The 17,560-nt window shown below is 62.9% G+C and carries 15 protein-coding genes; 2 read left to right on the forward strand and 13 right to left on the reverse strand.

The window, feature by feature from the left end:
- Positions 1 to 169 precede the first annotated feature (169 nt).
- Both IFT76_RS04090 and IFT76_RS04095 read left to right on the forward strand, forming a co-directional pair.
- A complete protein-coding gene (locus tag IFT76_RS04090) occupies positions 170 to 1,285 on the forward strand; it encodes a nitrilase-related carbon-nitrogen hydrolase (protein WP_192057779.1) in 1,116 nt (371 codons plus the stop codon).
- 4 nt (positions 1,286 to 1,289) lie between these two features.
- Positions 1,290 to 2,312 carry an AraC family transcriptional regulator ligand-binding domain-containing protein gene (locus IFT76_RS04095; RefSeq protein ID WP_192057481.1) on the forward strand — a complete coding sequence of 341 codons (1,023 nt, stop codon included), beginning with the start codon at positions 1,290 to 1,292 and terminating at the stop codon, positions 2,310 to 2,312.
- A gap of 13 nt (positions 2,313 to 2,325) precedes the next feature.
- On the opposite strand, the gene IFT76_RS04100 is transcribed toward IFT76_RS04095, so the two are convergent.
- From IFT76_RS04100 to mtnA, 13 genes are all read right to left on the reverse strand, one after another.
- The gene (locus IFT76_RS04100) at positions 2,326 to 3,183 is read right to left on the reverse strand and encodes a DUF2242 domain-containing protein (protein WP_192057482.1); all 858 of its coding nucleotides are present in this window, start codon (positions 3,181 to 3,183) and stop codon (positions 2,326 to 2,328) included.
- 132 nt (positions 3,184 to 3,315) lie between these two features.
- The gene (locus tag IFT76_RS04105; protein WP_122479050.1) at positions 3,316 to 3,651 is read right to left on the reverse strand and encodes a lipopolysaccharide assembly protein LapA domain-containing protein; all 336 of its coding nucleotides are present in this window, start codon (positions 3,649 to 3,651) and stop codon (positions 3,316 to 3,318) included.
- Positions 3,652 to 3,672: 21 nt separating this feature from the next.
- Positions 3,673 to 3,966: an integration host factor subunit beta gene (ihfB, locus tag IFT76_RS04110; protein ID WP_043187734.1), complete on the reverse strand. Its 294-nt coding sequence runs from the start codon at positions 3,964 to 3,966 to the stop codon at positions 3,673 to 3,675.
- 111 nt (positions 3,967 to 4,077) lie between these two features.
- Complete coding sequence (locus IFT76_RS04115; protein WP_122479051.1) at positions 4,078 to 4,377, reverse strand: hypothetical protein; 300 nt, start codon at positions 4,375 to 4,377, stop codon at positions 4,078 to 4,080.
- A gap of 215 nt (positions 4,378 to 4,592) precedes the next feature.
- Positions 4,593 to 4,892: a hypothetical protein gene (locus tag IFT76_RS04120; protein ID WP_122479053.1), complete on the reverse strand. Its 300-nt coding sequence runs from the start codon at positions 4,890 to 4,892 to the stop codon at positions 4,593 to 4,595.
- Positions 4,893 to 5,044: 152 nt separating this feature from the next.
- Positions 5,045 to 6,733 carry a 30S ribosomal protein S1 gene (gene rpsA / locus IFT76_RS04125; RefSeq protein ID WP_122479054.1) on the reverse strand — a complete coding sequence of 563 codons (1,689 nt, stop codon included), beginning with the start codon at positions 6,731 to 6,733 and terminating at the stop codon, positions 5,045 to 5,047.
- A 121-nt stretch (positions 6,734 to 6,854) separates the two neighbouring features.
- Complete coding sequence (cmk, locus tag IFT76_RS04130; protein WP_192057483.1) at positions 6,855 to 7,541, reverse strand: (d)CMP kinase; 687 nt, start codon at positions 7,539 to 7,541, stop codon at positions 6,855 to 6,857.
- Positions 7,538 to 9,799: a bifunctional prephenate dehydrogenase/3-phosphoshikimate 1-carboxyvinyltransferase gene (locus IFT76_RS04135; protein WP_446731091.1), complete on the reverse strand. Its 2,262-nt coding sequence runs from the start codon at positions 9,797 to 9,799 to the stop codon at positions 7,538 to 7,540. Before IFT76_RS04135 ends, cmk begins: the two co-directional genes overlap by 4 nt.
- On the reverse strand, positions 9,792 to 10,901 hold the full coding sequence (gene hisC, locus IFT76_RS04140) for a histidinol-phosphate transaminase (protein ID WP_192057484.1): 1,110 nt from the start codon (positions 10,899 to 10,901) through the stop codon (positions 9,792 to 9,794). Before hisC ends, IFT76_RS04135 begins: the two co-directional genes overlap by 8 nt.
- Positions 10,902 to 10,918: 17 nt before the next feature.
- Positions 10,919 to 12,013: a prephenate dehydratase gene (gene pheA, locus IFT76_RS04145; RefSeq protein ID WP_122479059.1), complete on the reverse strand. Its 1,095-nt coding sequence runs from the start codon at positions 12,011 to 12,013 to the stop codon at positions 10,919 to 10,921.
- Complete coding sequence (gene serC / locus IFT76_RS04150; RefSeq protein ID WP_192057485.1) at positions 12,013 to 13,098, reverse strand: 3-phosphoserine/phosphohydroxythreonine transaminase; 1,086 nt, start codon at positions 13,096 to 13,098, stop codon at positions 12,013 to 12,015. The genes pheA and serC overlap by 1 nt, the downstream gene beginning before the upstream one ends.
- 174 nt (positions 13,099 to 13,272) lie before the next feature.
- Positions 13,273 to 16,077 carry a DNA gyrase subunit A gene (gene gyrA, locus IFT76_RS04155; RefSeq protein ID WP_185793811.1) on the reverse strand — a complete coding sequence of 935 codons (2,805 nt, stop codon included), beginning with the start codon at positions 16,075 to 16,077 and terminating at the stop codon, positions 13,273 to 13,275.
- Positions 16,078 to 16,390: 313 nt separating this feature from the next.
- Positions 16,391 to 17,467, reverse strand: coding sequence for an S-methyl-5-thioribose-1-phosphate isomerase (mtnA, locus tag IFT76_RS04160; protein ID WP_192057486.1), 1,077 nt, complete (start codon positions 17,465 to 17,467; stop codon positions 16,391 to 16,393).
- Between the last annotated feature and the right edge of the window lie 93 nt (positions 17,468 to 17,560).

A 17,560-nucleotide genomic window follows, 5' to 3' on the forward strand; every position in this document is an offset into this window, starting at 1 on the left:
TCACGGAAAAGTGCCGAGCCTCTTGCGGCGGGCTCGGTCACAGGTAGGGTCAAACAGTAGACACCCGAGCCGCACGCCTCAATGACCTGAAATGACAAGTCATTGATCATGCTGCACGCGACGTCTACCCTAGTGCGGATTCACGAACAGGAGCTGGTTGTTGTCCCTCATGCGCAAAATCCTGATGTCCGTGGTTGCCCTGCTTTGCCTGGCGGCGTTGAGTACCTACGCGCTGTGGACGACCCAGCGCCCCGCCGGGCACTACCTGTCCGACCTGCGCATCGAGCTCGATGGTGTCGACGGCGCGCCATCCGAGCGCGGCAATCTGCTGGGGATCCAGCCCGAGCTGTTCCCGGCGGATTACCAGAGCGTCGAGCGCCTGCGCCTGAAACTGGCCGGATACCTGCAGCATGCCCAGGATGCAGGCCTTGTCGGCAGCAAGACCATCGTGGTCTTGCCCGAGCACATCGGTACCTGGTTATGGGCGGTGGGCGAGAAGAACGAGTTCTACCAGGTGGTGCAGCGTCGCGATGCCGAACAGTGGCTGGCCGCCAGCAATCCATTGCGCCTGCTTGGCGGCTGGGCCATGGCCGAGGGCGAAGACCGCTTCGCCGACGCCTACCTGCGCATGAAGGCCGCGAGCATGGCCGAGCAGTACCAGCAGCTGTTTGGCGGCCTGGCCAGGCAATTCAGGGTGACCCTGGTGGCAGGCTCGATCATCCTGCCCAACCCTTCTGTCGTGGAGGGTCGCCTGCGAACCGGGAACGGCGCCTTGTACAACGCCAGTGTCGTGTTCGCACCCGATGGCTCCGTGCTGGGCCAGCCACAGCTCCAGCATTTCACCAGCCATCCCACTCGCCGCTACGTGCAACCCTTGGGTGACGCACCGTTCAACGTGTTCGACACCCCGGCGGGCAAACTGGCCGTCCTGATCGGCACCGACAGCTGGCATCCGGCGAGTCACGCCCAGTTGCGCCAGCAAGACGTGCAGCTGCTCGCGGTGCCCGCCTCGGTACTCGGGCGTGGGCGCTGGTCCGAGCCCTGGCGCGGCTTTCGCATCGACCCAACGCCGAGCGATGCCGCCCTGCTGCCCGGCGAGGTCAGCGAGGCCCAGGCCTGGCAACGGCTGGTCGCAGAAAGCGCGCCACTGGCAAGCATGACCGTGTTCATGGGCGGGCACTTCTGGAATCAGTTCTACGAAGGGCACAGCTTCGCCCGTCAACGCGAGCGTTTCGGCCAGGTCGGCGACGGGCGTGGCGCGCGCCTGATCAATCTGTGGCTGTAGGCGCGTGAGCGGCCAGCGGATCAAACTCGGCGACCTGTCGGTCGGCTTCACCCAGAGCCTGGCACAGGCAGTGCGCAGCCATGGCCACGACCCGCTGCCCCTGTTGGCCCAGTATGGGTTGGAGCCAAGCCGGCTCAACGTCGCCGGAGCGCGACTGACCATCGCCCGCTACATGCGCCTGGGCCATGCGGCGATCGCCCTTACCGGCGACCCCGCGCTGGGCCTGCGCATCGGCCAGGCAAGCCGCCTGAGCCAGGCAGGCCTGGCCGGCGTCACGGCCGCGCAGGCACCGACAGTGCGCGAGGCAGCCCGTACGCTGATTCGTTTCGAACCCCTGTACGCCGCCAACTATCGCGGGCAATCGAGTTTTCACGAAGACCGCGAAGGCGCCTGGCTGCGGTTCTATTCGATCAGTCCCTACAATGCCTACAACCGTTTTGTGGTGGACTCGCTGCTGACCGGCTGGCTGCAGCAGCTGACTGTACTTGCCGGGCAGAACGTGATTGCACAGCGGATGGAAATCGAGTTCGACCCGCCCGGCTATGCAGCACACTACCCCGCCCATACCGCCTTCAACTGCGAGCACAACCAGCTGCGCCTGACCCATGCCAGCCTGAACCTGCGCAACCCCGAGCACTGCCCGAGCACCTGGCAGCATTTGTTGCAGCTGTGTGAGCAGGAACTGGAGCGTTTGACGCGCGTGCGCACCGTTGGCGAGCGGGTCGCCCAACTGCTGGGTTCACAGCTCAACGGCGGACGCGAGCCGACGCTGGACGAAATCGCTGCCTGCCTGAAGATGCCGGCCTGGACCTTGCGGCGCAAGCTGACCCACGAGGGCACGCAGTTCCGCTCGATTCTCAACGACACCCGCCGTGACCTGGCGCAGACCTACATCCGCGACACCGAACTTGCATTCGGCGAAATAGCCTACCTGCTGGGATTCACATCGGCCGAGGCTTTTCAGCGCGCCTTCAAACGCTGGTGCGCAATGACGCCCGGCGAGTACCGCCGCGCCAGCCGTCAGTGACCCCACCGCTCGCTCAGGGCTGCGAAACGGGCGCCTCTACAGAGGGCGCCTGCGGTACGGCCTCAGGGGTCGCCTCGGTGGCCTCGGGAAGCGGGATGACTTCGATGGGGGCCGGTTGTGCCGGGGGCGCGACAGGCTGCGAAGCCTCCTGTTCGGGCACCACCTCTGCCTGCTGCGCCTGAGCGGGCGGAGTCGGCGGAACCAGCGGCGCGGCTACAGGCACGACTGGCTTCGCAGTCGCAGGCGCTACAGATGCAGCGGGGGCCGCAGGTGCAGTGTCCGGCATGCCCAGCTCATCCTTGACAGGCGGGGTCGATACGACCTTCTTCGCCTGCACGGGCATGAAGCTCTCCACCAGAGAGAAATAACGGTCGTAGAACTTGTCCGACGCCACCGTTTCACTGGCCACCTTGACCATGGAATCGTCGGTGGAACCGATCGGCATCGAGACCGAACCCAGCACCCCCACGCCTACGCTGGCCGAGTTGTTGACCTTCTTCAGCGCATAGCGATCCTGCAGCGCATTGGCGAACAGCGTGGAGCTGTGCTCGCTGTTGGCATCGGCGACGCAGACCACGTTGAAACTGATCTCCAGGTGACTCTCGCCGGTCTGCTGGAAGCTCTTGTGTCCACTCACCTGACGCGGATCGTTGCTGGTGATGATGTAGCCCTGGCTCAGCAATGCCCGACGCGCGGCTTCACAGGAGGCGATATCGCTGACCGGGTAGTTTCGAGAAAACGTACCTGAGTCAGCAAAATTTTCATGTTCGTAGATGGCGGTCTTGGGGGAGGAACACCCTGCCATGCCGAGCCATGCAAGAACCAGCACGGCGCCTGGAAGGTGTCGCCCGTAACGGAATGGAAATGACATTATGGGTCCTGGAAAACGGTCTGCGGCTATTGTGCAACAGAACGCGCTGGCACGGCGCAGGAAATGCCGTTCGCTCAGGACACGCGGTAATACGCGATGTTTCCGCAGTGGATACGGAACCCTCAGGGCGTATTACTTGACCACCGCCTGCTGGGGTGCGGCGACAGTGGCTTTCGAATCGGTGGATGCAGCGGCCAGGGTTGCACGTTGCTCCGCCCGGGCCTTGGCGCGCAGCTGCTTGCGCCAACGGTGCTTGCTGCTCAGGGCGATATACCAGCCGAACAATGGGCCGATCAGCATGCCTGCCAGCACGCCTGCCAACACGAACACAGACACTGGCAACGACGGGGTGGACCAACCAAGAGCGCTCAACGCAACGGCCTGTTGGTTCTCCAGTACGAACACCAGCACGACAGCAGCGACTGCCAGGAAAATCAGCACCAGCAGCAACTTCTTGAGATTACGCAAAGCCTTCTCCTTCAACGTCGATCAAGCGAGCTCTTCGTCTTCGTTCACCCGATCGCGCAATTCCTTGCCGGGCTTGAAATGCGGAACGAACTTGCCATCCAGGCTCACCGACTGCCCGGTCTTGGGATTGCGTCCGACCCGAGGGGCGCGATAGTGCAGGGAAAAGCTGCCGAAACCACGTATCTCGATCCTGTCACCTGTGGCCAGGCACTGCGACATTTGCTCGAGCATGGTCTTGATGGCCAATTCCACATCCTTGGATGAAAGTAGACCTTGATGGGTGACAATACGTTCGATCAATTCCGACTTCGTCATATTTTTCCCTTCTTTATCAAGCAGCTAGATCAGTGCTTAGAAGGTTTTAGCATGGCTTGACAGATTTGAACAGCCCGACTCTTGACTTCTTGAAAATGAGTTGTGCGTGCCCTATTTGAACGCAGTGCTCTTGCGGCATTTGACGATCATGCTGCGCGTGGAATAACCCGCGGGGTTGAGGCCGAAAACATAGTCGTCCGGTTCTTCCTTGACGTCGCTGGACTTGGCGAGGGTACGGTAACCGGCAGGGCCGCAGGCCGATTCGGCCTCTTTCTCGCACTGGGCCCAGGACGAGGTCAGTCCGGAACAGGTGATGTGCAATCCACGACTGCCGCGCTTGCCGTGGGACGTGGAGGTGGCGGCGCAGGCGGTCACCAGCAGCAATGCTGCGATGAGCAGGGTAAATTTCATGACTCGGGCCTTGTCTACTTCTGGGAGGGACACGGGTTCAAGGAGCAGGAATTCAATCGAAAACGATGACTGGCAATACACCACCTACCCTATCCAAGTAGATGGCCGATTGCTAATTTACTTCAGGCGGGTGTCAGAGACGTGACGGAAAAGTTTGTAACCATTCGTATGTCATTTACCAGCCGCAGGTCAGCTGGAGCAACTTCAAGGGCTACTCAACCTTGACCGTTGCAGCGCACGAACATGGTTCGGCTGGCCATGCCCGGATTCCAGCCAAGGAAGCCGTCTTCGGGCTCTTCCTTGATATCGGAAGTCTTCGCCAGGACTTTGTAGCCCATCGCGCGGCAGGCATGCTGCGCTTTGTCATAGCACTTGCCCCAGGACGAGCCCAGGCCACTGCAATTAATCTGCAATGCCTGCATGCCCCGATAATCTCGTTTGACCACCGACGTGGTGGAGCATGCGGATGTCAGACCCACTACGACGAACAGCACTGCGGTTACTACGGTTTTCATCCCTGGAGATCCTTGGGTATTCACTTATCCCTTTGAGCATCCGAGGTCGGGGTTAGTTCGGCGCCCGCCGCGCTCAACTCTCGACACGGCAAGAATCGCAGGCACAAAAAAGGGCGACCGAAGTCGCCCTTTTTCTACAGGTCAAACAGAACTTAGTTCTGCTTTTCCATCTGAGCACGCAGCAGGTCGCCCAGAGTGGTCGGACCAGCAGCGATATCCGAAGTGGCTGGCTTCTCGCGCAGGCTCTGGATAGCTTCTTTCTCGTCTTCAACGTCTTTCGATTTGATCGACAGTTGGATGACGCGGGACTTGCGGTCGACGCTGATGATCTTGGCTTCGACTTCTTCGCCTTCCTTCAGAACGTTGCGCGCGTCTTCAACGCGGTCACGGCTGATTTCGGAAGCTTTCAAAGTGGCTTCGATGTCGTCGGCCAGGGTGATGACAGCGCCCTTGGCGTCAACTTCCTTGACGATACCGCGAACGATGGCGCCCTTGTCATTGGCAGACACGTAGTCGGAGAACGGATCTTCTTCCAGCTGCTTGATGCCCAGGGAGATGCGCTCGCGCTCTGGATCTACCGACAGGATGACGGTGTCGAGCTCGTCGCCCTTCTTGAAACGACGTACGGCTTCTTCGCCCACTTCGTTCCAGGAGATGTCGGACAGGTGAACCAGACCGTCGATGCCGCCGTCCAGACCAATGAAGATACCGAAATCGGTGATCGACTTGATGGTGCCGGAGATCTTGTCACCCTTGTTGAACTGGCCAGAGAAGTCTTCCCACGGGTTCGACTTGCACTGCTTGATGCCCAGGGAGATACGACGACGCTCTTCGTCGATGTCCAGAACCATGACTTCCACTTCGTCGCCGACTTGTACGACTTTCGAAGGGTGGATGTTCTTGTTGGTCCAGTCCATTTCGGAAACGTGTACCAGGCCTTCCACGCCTTCTTCCAGCTCTGCGAAGCAGCCGTAGTCGGTCAGGTTGGTGACGCGCGCCATGACGCGGGTGCTCTCTGGGTAACGTGCCTTGATGGCAACCCATGGATCTTCGCCCAGCTGCTTCAAGCCCAGGGAAACACGGTTGCGCTCGCGGTCGTACTTCAGGACCTTGACATCGATCTCGTCGCCAACGTTGACGATTTCCGATGGATGCTTGATGCGCTTCCAGGCCATGTCGGTGATGTGCAGCAGGCCATCGACGCCACCCAGATCGACAAATGCGCCGTAATCCGTGAGGTTCTTGACGATACCCTTGACTTGCTGACCTTCCTGCAGGGATTCCAGCAGAGCTTCGCGCTCGGCGGAGTTCTCGGCTTCCAGGACACTGCGACGGGAAACGACAACGTTGTTGCGCTTCTGGTCCAGCTTGATGACCTTGAATTCGAGCTCTTTACCTTCCAGGTGGGTGGTGTCGCGCACAGGGCGGACATCGACCAGGGAACCAGGCAGGAACGCACGGATGCCGTTAACGTCGACAGTGAAGCCGCCCTTAACCTTACCGTTGATAACGCCCTTGACCACTTCCTCGGCGGCGAAAGCTGCTTCCAGAACGATCCAGCACTCGGCACGCTTGGCTTTTTCGCGGGACAGCTTGGTTTCGCCAAAGCCGTCTTCTACCGCGTCCAGCGCAACGTGAACTTCGTCACCGACCTTGATGGTCAGTTCGCCAGCGTCGTTGTAGAACTGCTCGAGCGGGATGACACCCTCGGACTTCAGGCCGGCGTGGACAGTAACCCAGTCACCGTCGATATCGACAACGATACCGGTGATGATTGCGCCTGGCTGAAGATTGAGAGTTTTTAGGCTTTCTTCAAAGAGTTCTGCAAAGCTTTCGCTCATTTTAATTCCTGTAGATTTGGGCGAAACATACGCCCATCAGCCACGCTCCAGACAACGTGGGTTTCGTTCAAGTAAAAGAAAGCCACCGGGATGTTGACTGGGTTCCCGTATGGCTTCTTCGTCACCCGGCGATGTCGCGTAGTGCGATCTCGCTCATGATGCGTTCCAACACCTGCTCGATGGACAACTCCGTGGAATCCAGCTGTATGGCATCGGCCGCCGGCTTGAGCGGGGCCACTGCGCGCTGGATGTCACGCTCATCGCGTGCACGTATCTCATCTAGCAGACTCGACAGACTAACATCGTTGCCCGCTGCCTTCAACTGCAAGTAACGCCTGCGGGCACGTTCCTCCGCGCTGGCGGTGAGGAACACCTTCAACGCCGCTTCAGGGAACACCACCGTGCCCATGTCGCGACCGTCGGCCACCAGGCCCGGCGACTCCTGGAATGCCCGCTGGCGCTGCAACAGCGCGTCGCGCACTGCCGGCAGGGCCGCGACCTGGGAGGCGCCGGCACCCACCTGCTCGTTGCGGATGTCGCGGGTGACGTCGTCGCCTTCCAGCACGATGCGCTGGGGCTGGCCGTCGGCGGCGGCGATGAACTGCACATCGAGATGGGCTGCCATCACCATCAGCGACGCTTCGTTGCTCAGATCGACGCCATGGTTGCGTGCCGCGTAGGCCAGCAAGCGATACAACGCGCCTGAATCGAGCAGCTTCCAGCCCAGGCGCTTGGCGAGGATACCGGCGATGGTGCCCTTGCCCGAACCGCTTGGCCCGTCGATGGTGATGACCGGCGCCTGGTTCACGACGCGCCCTCTTCGGCCACGTTGATACCCACCTGGGCGCAGAGACCGAGGAAGTTGGGGAACGAAGTGGCGACGTTGGCGCAGTCGTGGATGCGGATCGGCGCACTGGCGCGCAGCGAGGCAATACTGAAGGCCATGGCGATGCGGTGATCGCCGTGGCCGTGGACCTCGCCGCCGCCCATGGCCGGCAGTCCATGACCGGCGCCATCGATGATGATGCCGTCTGCGGTCGGCTCGCATTTCACACCGAGCGCCAGCAGGCCGTCGGCCATGACCTGGATACGGTCGGATTCCTTGACGCGCAGCTCTTCGGCGCCGCGCAGCACGGTGCGCCCTTCGGCGCAGGCCGCAGCCACGAACAGCACCGGGAACTCGTCGATTGCCAGGGGGACCAGCGCCTCGGGGATCTCGATACCCTTGAGTCGAGCCGCCCGCACGTGCAGGTCGGCAACCGGCTCGCCACCCACTTCACGCTGGTTTTCCAGGGTGATGTCGGCACCCATCAGGCGCAGGATATCGATCACACCGGTGCGCGTCGGGTTGATACCCACGTGCTCCAGGGTCAGGTCCGAGCCTTCGGCGATCGAGGCGGCCACCAGGAAGAATGCGGAGGACGAGATATCGCCGGGCACTTCGATGTGGGTCGCCTTCAACGTGTGGCCGGACTCGACCGACGCCTGCGGGCCATTGACCTCGACCGGATAACCGAAGCCGCGCAACATCCGCTCGGTGTGGTCGCGGGTCGGTGCCGGCTCGGTGGTGGTGGTCCTGCCTTCGGCCCACAATCCGGCCAGCAGCAGGCAGGACTTGACCTGTGCAGAGGCCATCGGCAAGGCGTAGTCGAGCGCCTTGAGCCGCTGCCCGCCGCGGATCACCATCGGCGGACGACCCTCGGCCGCCGTCTCGATGACCGCGCCCATTTCCCGCAGTGGATTGGCCACGCGGTTCATCGGGCGCTTGGACAGCGAGGCATCGCCGGTCAACGTGGTATCGAAGCTCTGCGCCGCAAGAATGCCGGCGAGCAGGCGCATCGAGGTCCCGGAGTTGCCCAGGTAGATCGGCCCGGGCGGCGCCTGCAGGCCGTGCAGACCGACACCATGGATGGTCACCCGGCCCTGGTTGGGACCTTCGATGACCACGCCCATGTCGCGGAAGGCCTGCAGGGTCGCCAGGGCGTCCTCGCCTTCGAGGAAGCCTTCGACTTCGGTAGTGCCCTCGGCCAGGGAGCCAAGCATGATCGAGCGGTGCGAAATGGATTTGTCACCCGGTACGCGAATGCGGCCCTTGAGGCTGCCACCGGGTTTGCCCAGGAAGATCAGGTCGTCGTTGGAGTTCATAGCGTCCACATAGGCCCGACGGGCCAGGATTTTACTGAAATGCTCGCGGGCCACCTTGGCGCGTGTGAACACGCCCAGCAGGTGATGCCCATCCCCTGCATCGACCGCGTCGCGCAGGGCGTCGAGATCGCTGCGAAATGTATCGAGTGTGCGCAGTACAGCCTCGCGGTTGGCGAGGAAGATGTCGTGCCACATGACCGGGTCACTGCCGGCGATCCTCGTGAAATCACGGAAACCGCCCGCAGCGTAGCGGAAGATTTCCAGGTTTTCACTGCGCTTGGCCAGCGAATCGACCAGGCCGAACGCCAGCAGGTGCGGCAGGTGACTGGTGGCGGCAAGCACCTCGTCGTGACGCTCGACCTGCATGTGCTCGACGTCCGCACCCAGGGCGCGCCACAGGCCATCGACGCATTGCAACGCATCGGGCGCGGTTTCGGCCAACGGCGTGAGGATCACCTTGTGCCGCTTGAACAGCTCGGCATTGGCCGCCTCTACCCCGCTCTGCTCTGAACCGGCGATCGGATGGCCCGGAACGAAGCGTGACAGGTCCCCGCCAAAAGCGTCGCGAAAGGCCCGTACCACATTGCCCTTGGCGCTGCCGACATCGGTGATCACGGCTCGGCCCAGGTCAAGCCAGGCCAGGGCCGCCAGCAGTTTTTCCATGCCCAGGATCGGCACCGCCAACTGGATCACGTCGGCGCCGACACAGGCACGGGCCAGCTCGCTTTCGCAGCGGTCGACCACGCCCAACTCGACGGCCCGCAGGCAGGCGCGCGAATCGAGATCGACCCCCACCACTTCGTCGGCCAAGCCACTTTGCTTGATGCCCTTGGCGAACGAGCCGCCGATCAGTCCCAGCCCCACAACCACCAGGCGGCCTATTCTGGCAGCGCCCGGTTGCAATTGCGTGAACTCAGACACGGGCCAGCACCAGGCGCAACGCCTCCAGGAAACGGCTGTTTTCCGTGGCCAGGCCGATGGTCACGCGCAAGTGGTTGGGCATGCCGTAGCCGGCCACCGGGCGCACGATCACCCCTTCGCGCAGCAGCCCCTGATATACCGGCCCGGCAACGCGACCCACGTCCACGGCAATGAAATTGCCCTTGGAAGGAATCCAGTCCAGGCCCAGCTCGGCGAACCCCGCCTCCAGCTGCTGCATGCCGGCACTGTTGAGTTCGCGGCTGCGCTGCAGGTAGTCGGTGTCCGTCAGCGCGGCGCAGGCGGCAGCCAATGCCAGGCTGTTCACGTTGAACGGCTGGCGGACACGATTGAGCACATCGGCAATGACCGGCGAAGACAAGCCATAGCCTACCCGCAGCCCAGCCAGGCCATAAGCCTTGGAAAAGGTGCGCGAGACCAGCAGGTTCGGGTAGCGCGCCAGGTAGTCGAGGCCGTCCGGCAGCTCGCCACCGACGGCGTACTCGATATAGGCCTCGTCGAGCACCACGACCACGCTGGGCGGGACCGCGGCGAGGAAGTTTTCCAGCGCCTGCGGGCCGAACCAGGTACCGGTCGGGTTGTTCGGGTTGGCCAGGAACACCACGCGGGTCTTGTCGTCGATCGCTGCCAGCATCGCCGGCAGGTCATGGCCGAACTGCCTGGCCGGGATGACCCGCGCACCGGCATTCACGGCCTGCACGACCAATGGATAGACGGCAAAGGCGTGCTCGCTGAACACCGCGTTCAAGCCAGGCGCCAGATAGGCTCGGGCGACCAGTTCGAGAATGTCGTTGGAGCCGTTGCCCAGGGTCACCTGGTCCAGCTGTACGCGGCACTGCTGCGCCAGCAGGGTCTTGAGGTCGAAGCCGTTGCCGTCGGGATAGCGTGTGAGCTCGGCCAGTTCGCGTTCGATCGCGGCACGGGTCTTGGGGCTTGCACCCAACGGGTTCTCGTTGCTGGCCAACTTGATGATGTTGGCCGGATCCAGGTTCAGCTCTCTGGCCAGCTCATCCACCGGCTTGCCGGGAACGTAGGGGGACAGTTGTTGAACGCCGGTCTGGGCCAGGGCAAGGAAATCGGTCATGCGTACTAACCCTTCTGTTAAAGAACCGCTTTGGGGTATGAGCCCAGCACCTTGAGTGCCACGGCTTCCTGACTGATCTGCTCCAGCACGCCCTTGATCAACGGGTCGCGATGATGGCCGATGAAGTCGATGAAGAACACGTAGGTCCATTTGCCGCTGCGCGATGGCCGTGTCTCGATCCGGGTAAGGTCGATGCCGTTGTCGTGAAACGGCACCAGCAGCTCGTGCAACGCACCCGGCCGGTTGCTCATGGACACGATGATCGAGGTCTTGTCGTCGCCGGTAGGCGGCACTTCCTGGCTGCCGATGATGAGGAACCGTGTGGCGTTGTCCGGACGGTCTTCGATCTTCTCGGCCAGGCGCTCCAGGCCATACAGGCCGGCAGCCATGTCGCCGGCGATGGCCGCCGAGTTCCATTCGCCCTTGACCCGCTTGGCCGCCTCGGCATTGCTGGCGACCGCGATGCGCTCGACGTTCGGGTAGTGCGCGTCCAGCCACTTGCGACATTGCGCCAGCGACTGTGCGTGGGAATAGATGCGACTGATGCTGTCGGTCTTGGTGTTGTCGCCGATCAGCAGGTGGTGGTGGATGCGCAGTTCGACTTCGCCGCAGATCACCATGTCGTGTTCGAGGAAGCTGTCGAGGGTGTGGTTCACCGCGCCTTCGGTGGAGTTTTCCACCGGCACCACGCCGAAGTTCACCGCACCTGCAACCACCTCGCGGAACACTTCGTCGATCGCCGCCATGGGCTTGCTGATCACCGCGTGGCCGAAGTGTTTCATGGCAGCTGCCTGGGTGAAGGTACCTTCGGGGCCCAGGTAGGCGACCTTGAGCGGGTTCTCCAACGCCAGGCAGGATGACATGACCTCGCGGAACAGGCGCGCCATCTCCTCGTTGCTCAGCGGCCCCTTGTTGCGTTCCATGACCCGCTTGAGCACTTGCGCCTCGCGTTCGGGCCGATAGAACACCGGCACTTCGCCTTCGGCCAGCGCGGCCATCTTCACCCGCGCGACTTCTTCGGCGCAGCGGGCGCGATCACTGATCAGCTCGAGAATCTTTTCGTCGAGGCTGTCGATGCGTACCCGCAAGGCTTTGAGTTCATGTTCGGACATCAGCCGTTTTCCTTTTCGAACTCCGCCATGTAGCCGACCAGCGCTTCGATGGCGTCAAGGCCCAGGGCGTTGTAGATGGAGGCGCGCATGCCACCGACCGAACGGTGACCCTTGAGGTTGAGCAGACCGCGCGCATCGGCGCCGGCCAGGAATGCCTTGTCCAGACGCTCGTCGGCCAGGCGGAACGGCACGTTCATCCAGGACCGGGCGTTGACCGAGATCGGGTTGCTGTAGAAATCGCTGGCATCGATGAAGCCGTACAGGCGGTCTTTCTTGGCACGGTTGCGGGCTTCCATGGCCGCAACGCCGCCCTGCTCCTTGAGCCACTCGAACACCAGGCCCGAGAGGTACCAGGAGTAGGTCGCAGGCGTGTTGTACATCGAGCCGTTGTCGGCAGCGATCCGGTAATCGAGCATGGTCGGACAGGCGCTGCGCGCCTTGCCCAGCAGATCTTCGCGCACGATCACCACGACCAGGCCGCTGGGGCCGATGTTCTTCTGCGCGCCCGCATAGATCAAGCCGAACTGGGACACCTCGACAGGGCGCGAGAGAATGTCCGAGGACATGTCGACGACCAGTGGCGTATCACCGGTCTGCGGCACCCAGTCGAACTGCAGGCCACCGATGGTTTCATTGGAAGCGTAATGGACATAGGCCGCGCCGGGCGTCAGTTTCCACTCGTTCTGGCCGGGGATGGCCAGGTAGTCGTAGGGCTTGGCGCTGGCAGCGACATTGATGTTGCCGTAGCGACGTGCTTCCTCGATGGCCTTCTTCGACCAGATACCGGTTTCGACGTAGTCCGCCGTGCCGCTTTCGGGAAGCAGGTTCAGGGGGATTTCGGCGAACTGCTGGCTGGCGCCACCCTGCAGGAACAGGACCTTGTAGTTGGACGGGACGCCAAGCAGGTCGCGCAGGTCTTGTTCGGCCTTTTCGGCGATGGCGGTGTAGTCCTCGCTGCGATGGCTCATCTCCATCACCGAAAGGCCCTTGCCACGCCAGTTCAGCATTTCCGCCTGGGCGCGCTGCAGCACAGCTTCGGGAAGCGCAGCGGGGCCTGCGCAGAAGTTAAAGGCTCGATTGCTCACATCCACTCTCGCTCTGCTTGAATTCGGGCCTGGCCCGGGTGTGTCCGCCGGAAGATCGGCGGTGCTGCCTTCGCGGCGGTTGACCGCTCCCACGAGGCTCCCGATGCAACGGAGAACTTGTGGGAGCGGGCTCTGCCCGCGAAGGGCGCACCGCCCAATCCCCTGCCCTACAGCTTACTCCTCGGGCGCTTCGTCGGCGGCATCGGGCTCGACATCACCCTGGGCCACTTCGGAATCGACCGCATCGCCGCCTTCGGCGCTTTCAACGCCTTCGACACCCTCTTCCAGCTCGTCATCCTCGACTTCCGATGGCTCCTGGACTCGCTCCAGGCCCACCAGCTTCTCGTCGGTGACCAGCTTGATCAGGGTCACGCCCTGGGTGTTGCGGCCCAGGCTCGAGACTTCGCCAACACGGGTACGCACCAGCGTGCCCTGGTCGGAGATGAGCATGATCTCTTCACCTTCCTGGGACTGGATCGCGCCAACCAGCTTGCCGTTGCGCTCCTTGGTGACCATGGCGATCACGCCCTGGCCGCCACGGCCGCGACGGGGGAACTTGCTCAACGGCGTGCGCTTGCCGAAGCCGCGTTCGGAGGCGGTGAGAATCTGCGCGCCGGATTCGGGGATCAGCATCGAAATCAGCTGCTGGCCCTTGCCCAGGCGCATGCCGCGGATACCACGGGCACCACGGCCCATCTGCCGCACCACGCCTTCGGCGAAGCGGATCACCTTGCCGGCGTCGGAGAACAGCATGACTTCCTTGGCGCCGTCGGTGATGGCTGCGGCGATCAGAGTGTCGCCTTCCTTGAGTTTCAAGGCGATCAAGCCGCTGGAGCGCGGACGGGCGAACTGCGCCAACGGCGTCTTCTTGACCGTACCGAAGGCGGTCGCCATGAAGATATAGGCACCGGTAGGCTCGGCCACCAGCTCGGGGGTGTCGCCCTCGTCGCCTTCAACGGCTTCGACGACTTCTTCGGCCTCGACGATTTCGCCTTCGATGACGGTATCGTCGGCGTCGTCGAGGTCTTCGTCGGCGCCAGCGGTGGCCTGCAGGGCCTCGAGGTCGATCTGCAGCATGGTGGTGATGTACTCGCCATCATCCAGCGGCAGCAGGTTGACCAGCGGACGGCCGCGCGCAGCACGGGACGCCTCGGGAATTTCATAGGTCTTGAGCCAGTACACCTTGCCCTTGCTGGAAAACAGCAGCAGCGTGGCATGGCTGTTGGCGACCAGCAGGTGCGAGATGTAGTCCTCGTCCTTGACGCCGGTGGCCGACTTGCCCTTGCCGCCCCGGCGCTGGGCCTGGTAGGACGACAGCGGCTGGGTCTTGGCGTAACCACTGTGGGAAATGGTCACCACGCGCTCTTCTTCCGGGATCATGTCGCCCAGCGTCAGATCGAGGCGCGAATCGAGGATCTCGGTCCGGCGCACATCGCCATATTCGGAGCGAATCAGTTCCAGTTCCTCGCGGATCACTTCCATCAGGCGCTCGGCGCTGTTGAGGATGCGGATCAGCTCGGCGATCTGGTTGAGAATCTCCTGGTACTCGGCCAGCAGCTTCTCGTGCTCCAGACCGGTCAGGCGATGCAGGCGCAGCTCGAGGATGGCCTGGGCCTGTTCCGGCGACAGGAAATACTTGCCGTCGCGCAGACCGTACTGTGGATCGAGGTTTTCCGGACGCGAGGACTCGGCACCGGCACGCTCGACCATGGCCACCACGGCGCTGGACTCCCACGGCGTGCTGATCAGCGCTTCCTTGGCCTCGGACGGTGTTGGCGAGGCCTTGATCAGGGCGATGACCGGATCGATGTTGGACAGCGCAACCGCCTGGCCTTCGAGAATGTGGCCGCGCTCGCGCGCCTTGCGCAGTTCGAACACGGTGCGCCGGGTGACGACTTCACGGCGGTGGCGAACGAAGGCTTCGAGCAGGTCCTTGAGGTTTAGGATGCGCGGACGGTTGTCGATCAGGGCAACGATGTTGATCCCGAACACGGCCTGCAGCTGGGTCTGGGCGTAGAGGTTGTTGAGGATCACCTCCGGCACTTCACCGCGGCGCAGCTCGATGACGATGCGCATGCCGTCCTTGTCGGACTCGTCGCGCAACTCGGAGATGCCTTCGAGTTTCTTCTCTTTCACCAGCTCGGCGATCTTTTCGATCAGGCGGGCCTTGTTCAACTGGTACGGCAGCTCGGTGACGACGATCTGCTGGCGACCGCCGACCTTGTCGATGTCCTCGACATGGGAGCGCGCGCGCATGTAGATCCGGCCACGACCGGTGCGGTACGCCTCGATGATGCCCTGGCGACCGTTGATGATGGCGGCAGTCGGAAAGTCCGGCCCGGGAATGAACTGCATCAGCTCATCGATGGTGACGTCCGGGTTGTCGATGACCGCCAGGCAGCCGTCGAGCACCTCGCCCAGGTTGTGCGGCGGGATGTTGGTCGCCATGCCCACGGCGATACCGCTGGAACCGTTGACCAGCAGGTTGGGGATGCGCGTCGGCATGACCGCAGGGATCAACTCGGTGCCGTCGTAGTTGGGCACCCAGTCGACGGTTTCCTTGTGCAGGTCGGCCAGCAGCTCGTGGGCCAGCTTGGTCATGCGCACTTCGGTGTAACGCATGGCGGCGGCGTTGTCGCCGTCCACGGAACCGAAGTTGCCCTGGCCATCGACCAGCAGGTAACGCAGCGAGAACGGCTGGGCCATGCGCACGATGGTGTCGTAGACCGCGGTATCACCGTGCGGGTGATACTTACCGATCACGTCACCGACCACACGGGCCGATTTCTTGTAGGGTTTGTTCCAATCGTTGCCCAGCTCACTCATCGCAAACAGAACGCGGCGATGCACGGGCTTCAAGCCATCACGTGCATCAGGCAGTGCACGACCGACGATCACGCTCATGGCGTAGTCGAGGTAGGACTGTCTCAGCTCGTCTTCGATATTGACCGGGAGGATTTCTTTGGCCAGTTCGCCCATGAGAAGCCTGATTCCTTTTTCTGGTGAAACTCCGTTGCCTCCCTGTGAGAAGAACGAAGCTTGCCACCGCTGGCCGATGCCAACGGCGACTTACGACAAATCAACGAGTTACGCCTTGGACCTGCGGCGTTGGGGGGACACCGCGATGCACCCCCGAAAACCGCCGGATGGTAGCACAATCGCCGTCAGACACCTATCCCCTTAAACCCTGACAGGACCCTTGATCGGGTGAGATCAAGCCTCTCACACGGCGCTGCGGCGCTGCTAGGCCAGCACCGCATCGAAAAAAGGCCGATTTGTCGGTGCGGCGAACTCAATGCAGGCGCCGGCGACACATCAGCTGCGCCAGCTTGGCCGTATCAGGCCGCTCGACGATGCCCTTTTCAGTGACGATCACGTCGATCAGGTCGGCCGGCGTCACGTCGTGGACCGGATTGAACGCTTCGACATCCGCGCCGATGCGTGTCCCGGACACTTCCAGAAGTTCTCGGCCATCGCGTTCGAGCAGGGGGATGTCATCGCCGCTCTCCAGCGCCATGTCGATCGCCGCACTGGTGGCTACCACCATGAAACGCACACCGTGGTGCATCGCGCAGACTGCCAACTGGTAGGTGCCGATCCGGGCCGCGATATCGCCGTTGGCGGCGATCCGCTCGGCACCGACGATTACCCAGGTGATGCCCTTGCTTTTCATCAGGTGCGCAGCTGCCGAGTCGGCGGTCACGGTCACCGGGACGTCCTCGCTGGACAGCTCCCAGGCGGTCAGCCGCGAGCCTTGCAGGCCCGGCCGGGTTTCGCCGACATAGACGCGTTCGAGCATGCCGTCGTGGAACGCGGCGCGCACCACCCCCAGCGCCGTGCCGAACCCGCCGCTGGCCAGGGCACCGGGATTGGCGTGGGTCAGCACGGTCTGCAGATTGCCCTGGTGCCGACGGATCAATTCCACGCCCAACTGAGCCATGGTCAGGTTGGCTTCGCGGTCGCTTTCGTGAATGGCCAGGGCTTCGGCCTCGAGCGCGGGCAGCGGGTCCTCGCCGGCACGCACCCGGCCAAGGCGCTCGCGCATGCGCTCCAGCGCCCAGAACAGGTCGGCGGTGGCCGGGCGGATCGCCGCCAGCAGGCGCAGGTCCTCGTCCAGCGCGGTGCGCCAGTCAGGCCCGGCCGCACGGTGCAGGCGTGCCGCCAGCACTACCGCATAGGCAACGCTGATGGCAACGGCCGAGGCACCGGCCACGACCCCGATGCGGACCGCGTCGGCCACGCCGGGTGCATCGATACAGGGGCGCCAGACCTGCTGCGCAGGCAGCGCGCGCTGGTCGAGCAGGTGCAACGCGTCACCTCGCCAATCAACGGCTTTGACCCGTTCCGCCGCCAACAATCGATCACGCATGCCCCACTCCGTACTCAGACACCAAAAGCGCTCGATTATAGCGAGCCCCCGTCCAAGACGCTCGGGTATACTTCGCCATCACCTGCCGAAGCC

The organism is Pseudomonas sp. CFBP 13727 (genome assembly GCF_014841915.1).
In the GTDB taxonomy this organism is placed as follows: Bacteria; Pseudomonadota; Gammaproteobacteria; order Pseudomonadales; family Pseudomonadaceae; genus Aquipseudomonas; species Aquipseudomonas baltica.

Excerpts from the sequence above, each read along its gene's own strand:
- IFT76_RS04090 (WP_192057779.1), top strand. The coding sequence starts at position 170 with ATGCGCAAAATCCTGATGTCCGTGGTTGCCCTGCTTTGCCTGGCGGCG.
- IFT76_RS04100 (WP_192057482.1), bottom strand. The coding sequence starts at position 3,183 with ATGTCATTTCCATTCCGTTACGGGCGACACCTTCCAGGCGCCGTGCTG.
- ihfB (WP_043187734.1), bottom strand. The coding sequence starts at position 3,966 with ATGACGAAGTCGGAATTGATCGAACGTATTGTCACCCATCAAGGTCTA.
- IFT76_RS04115 (WP_122479051.1), bottom strand. The coding sequence starts at position 4,377 with ATGAAATTTACCCTGCTCATCGCAGCATTGCTGCTGGTGACCGCCTGC.
- IFT76_RS04120 (WP_122479053.1), bottom strand. The coding sequence starts at position 4,892 with ATGAAAACCGTAGTAACCGCAGTGCTGTTCGTCGTAGTGGGTCTGACA.
- rpsA (WP_122479054.1), bottom strand. The coding sequence starts at position 6,733 with ATGAGCGAAAGCTTTGCAGAACTCTTTGAAGAAAGCCTAAAAACTCTC.
- hisC (WP_192057484.1), bottom strand. The coding sequence starts at position 10,901 with ATGACCGATTTCCTTGCCCTGGCCCAGACCGGCGTTCAACAACTGTCC.
- pheA (WP_122479059.1), bottom strand. The coding sequence starts at position 12,013 with ATGTCCGAACATGAACTCAAAGCCTTGCGGGTACGCATCGACAGCCTC.
- gyrA (WP_185793811.1), bottom strand. The coding sequence starts at position 16,077 with ATGGGCGAACTGGCCAAAGAAATCCTCCCGGTCAATATCGAAGACGAG.
- mtnA (WP_192057486.1), bottom strand. The coding sequence starts at position 17,467 with ATGCGTGATCGATTGTTGGCGGCGGAACGGGTCAAAGCCGTTGATTGG.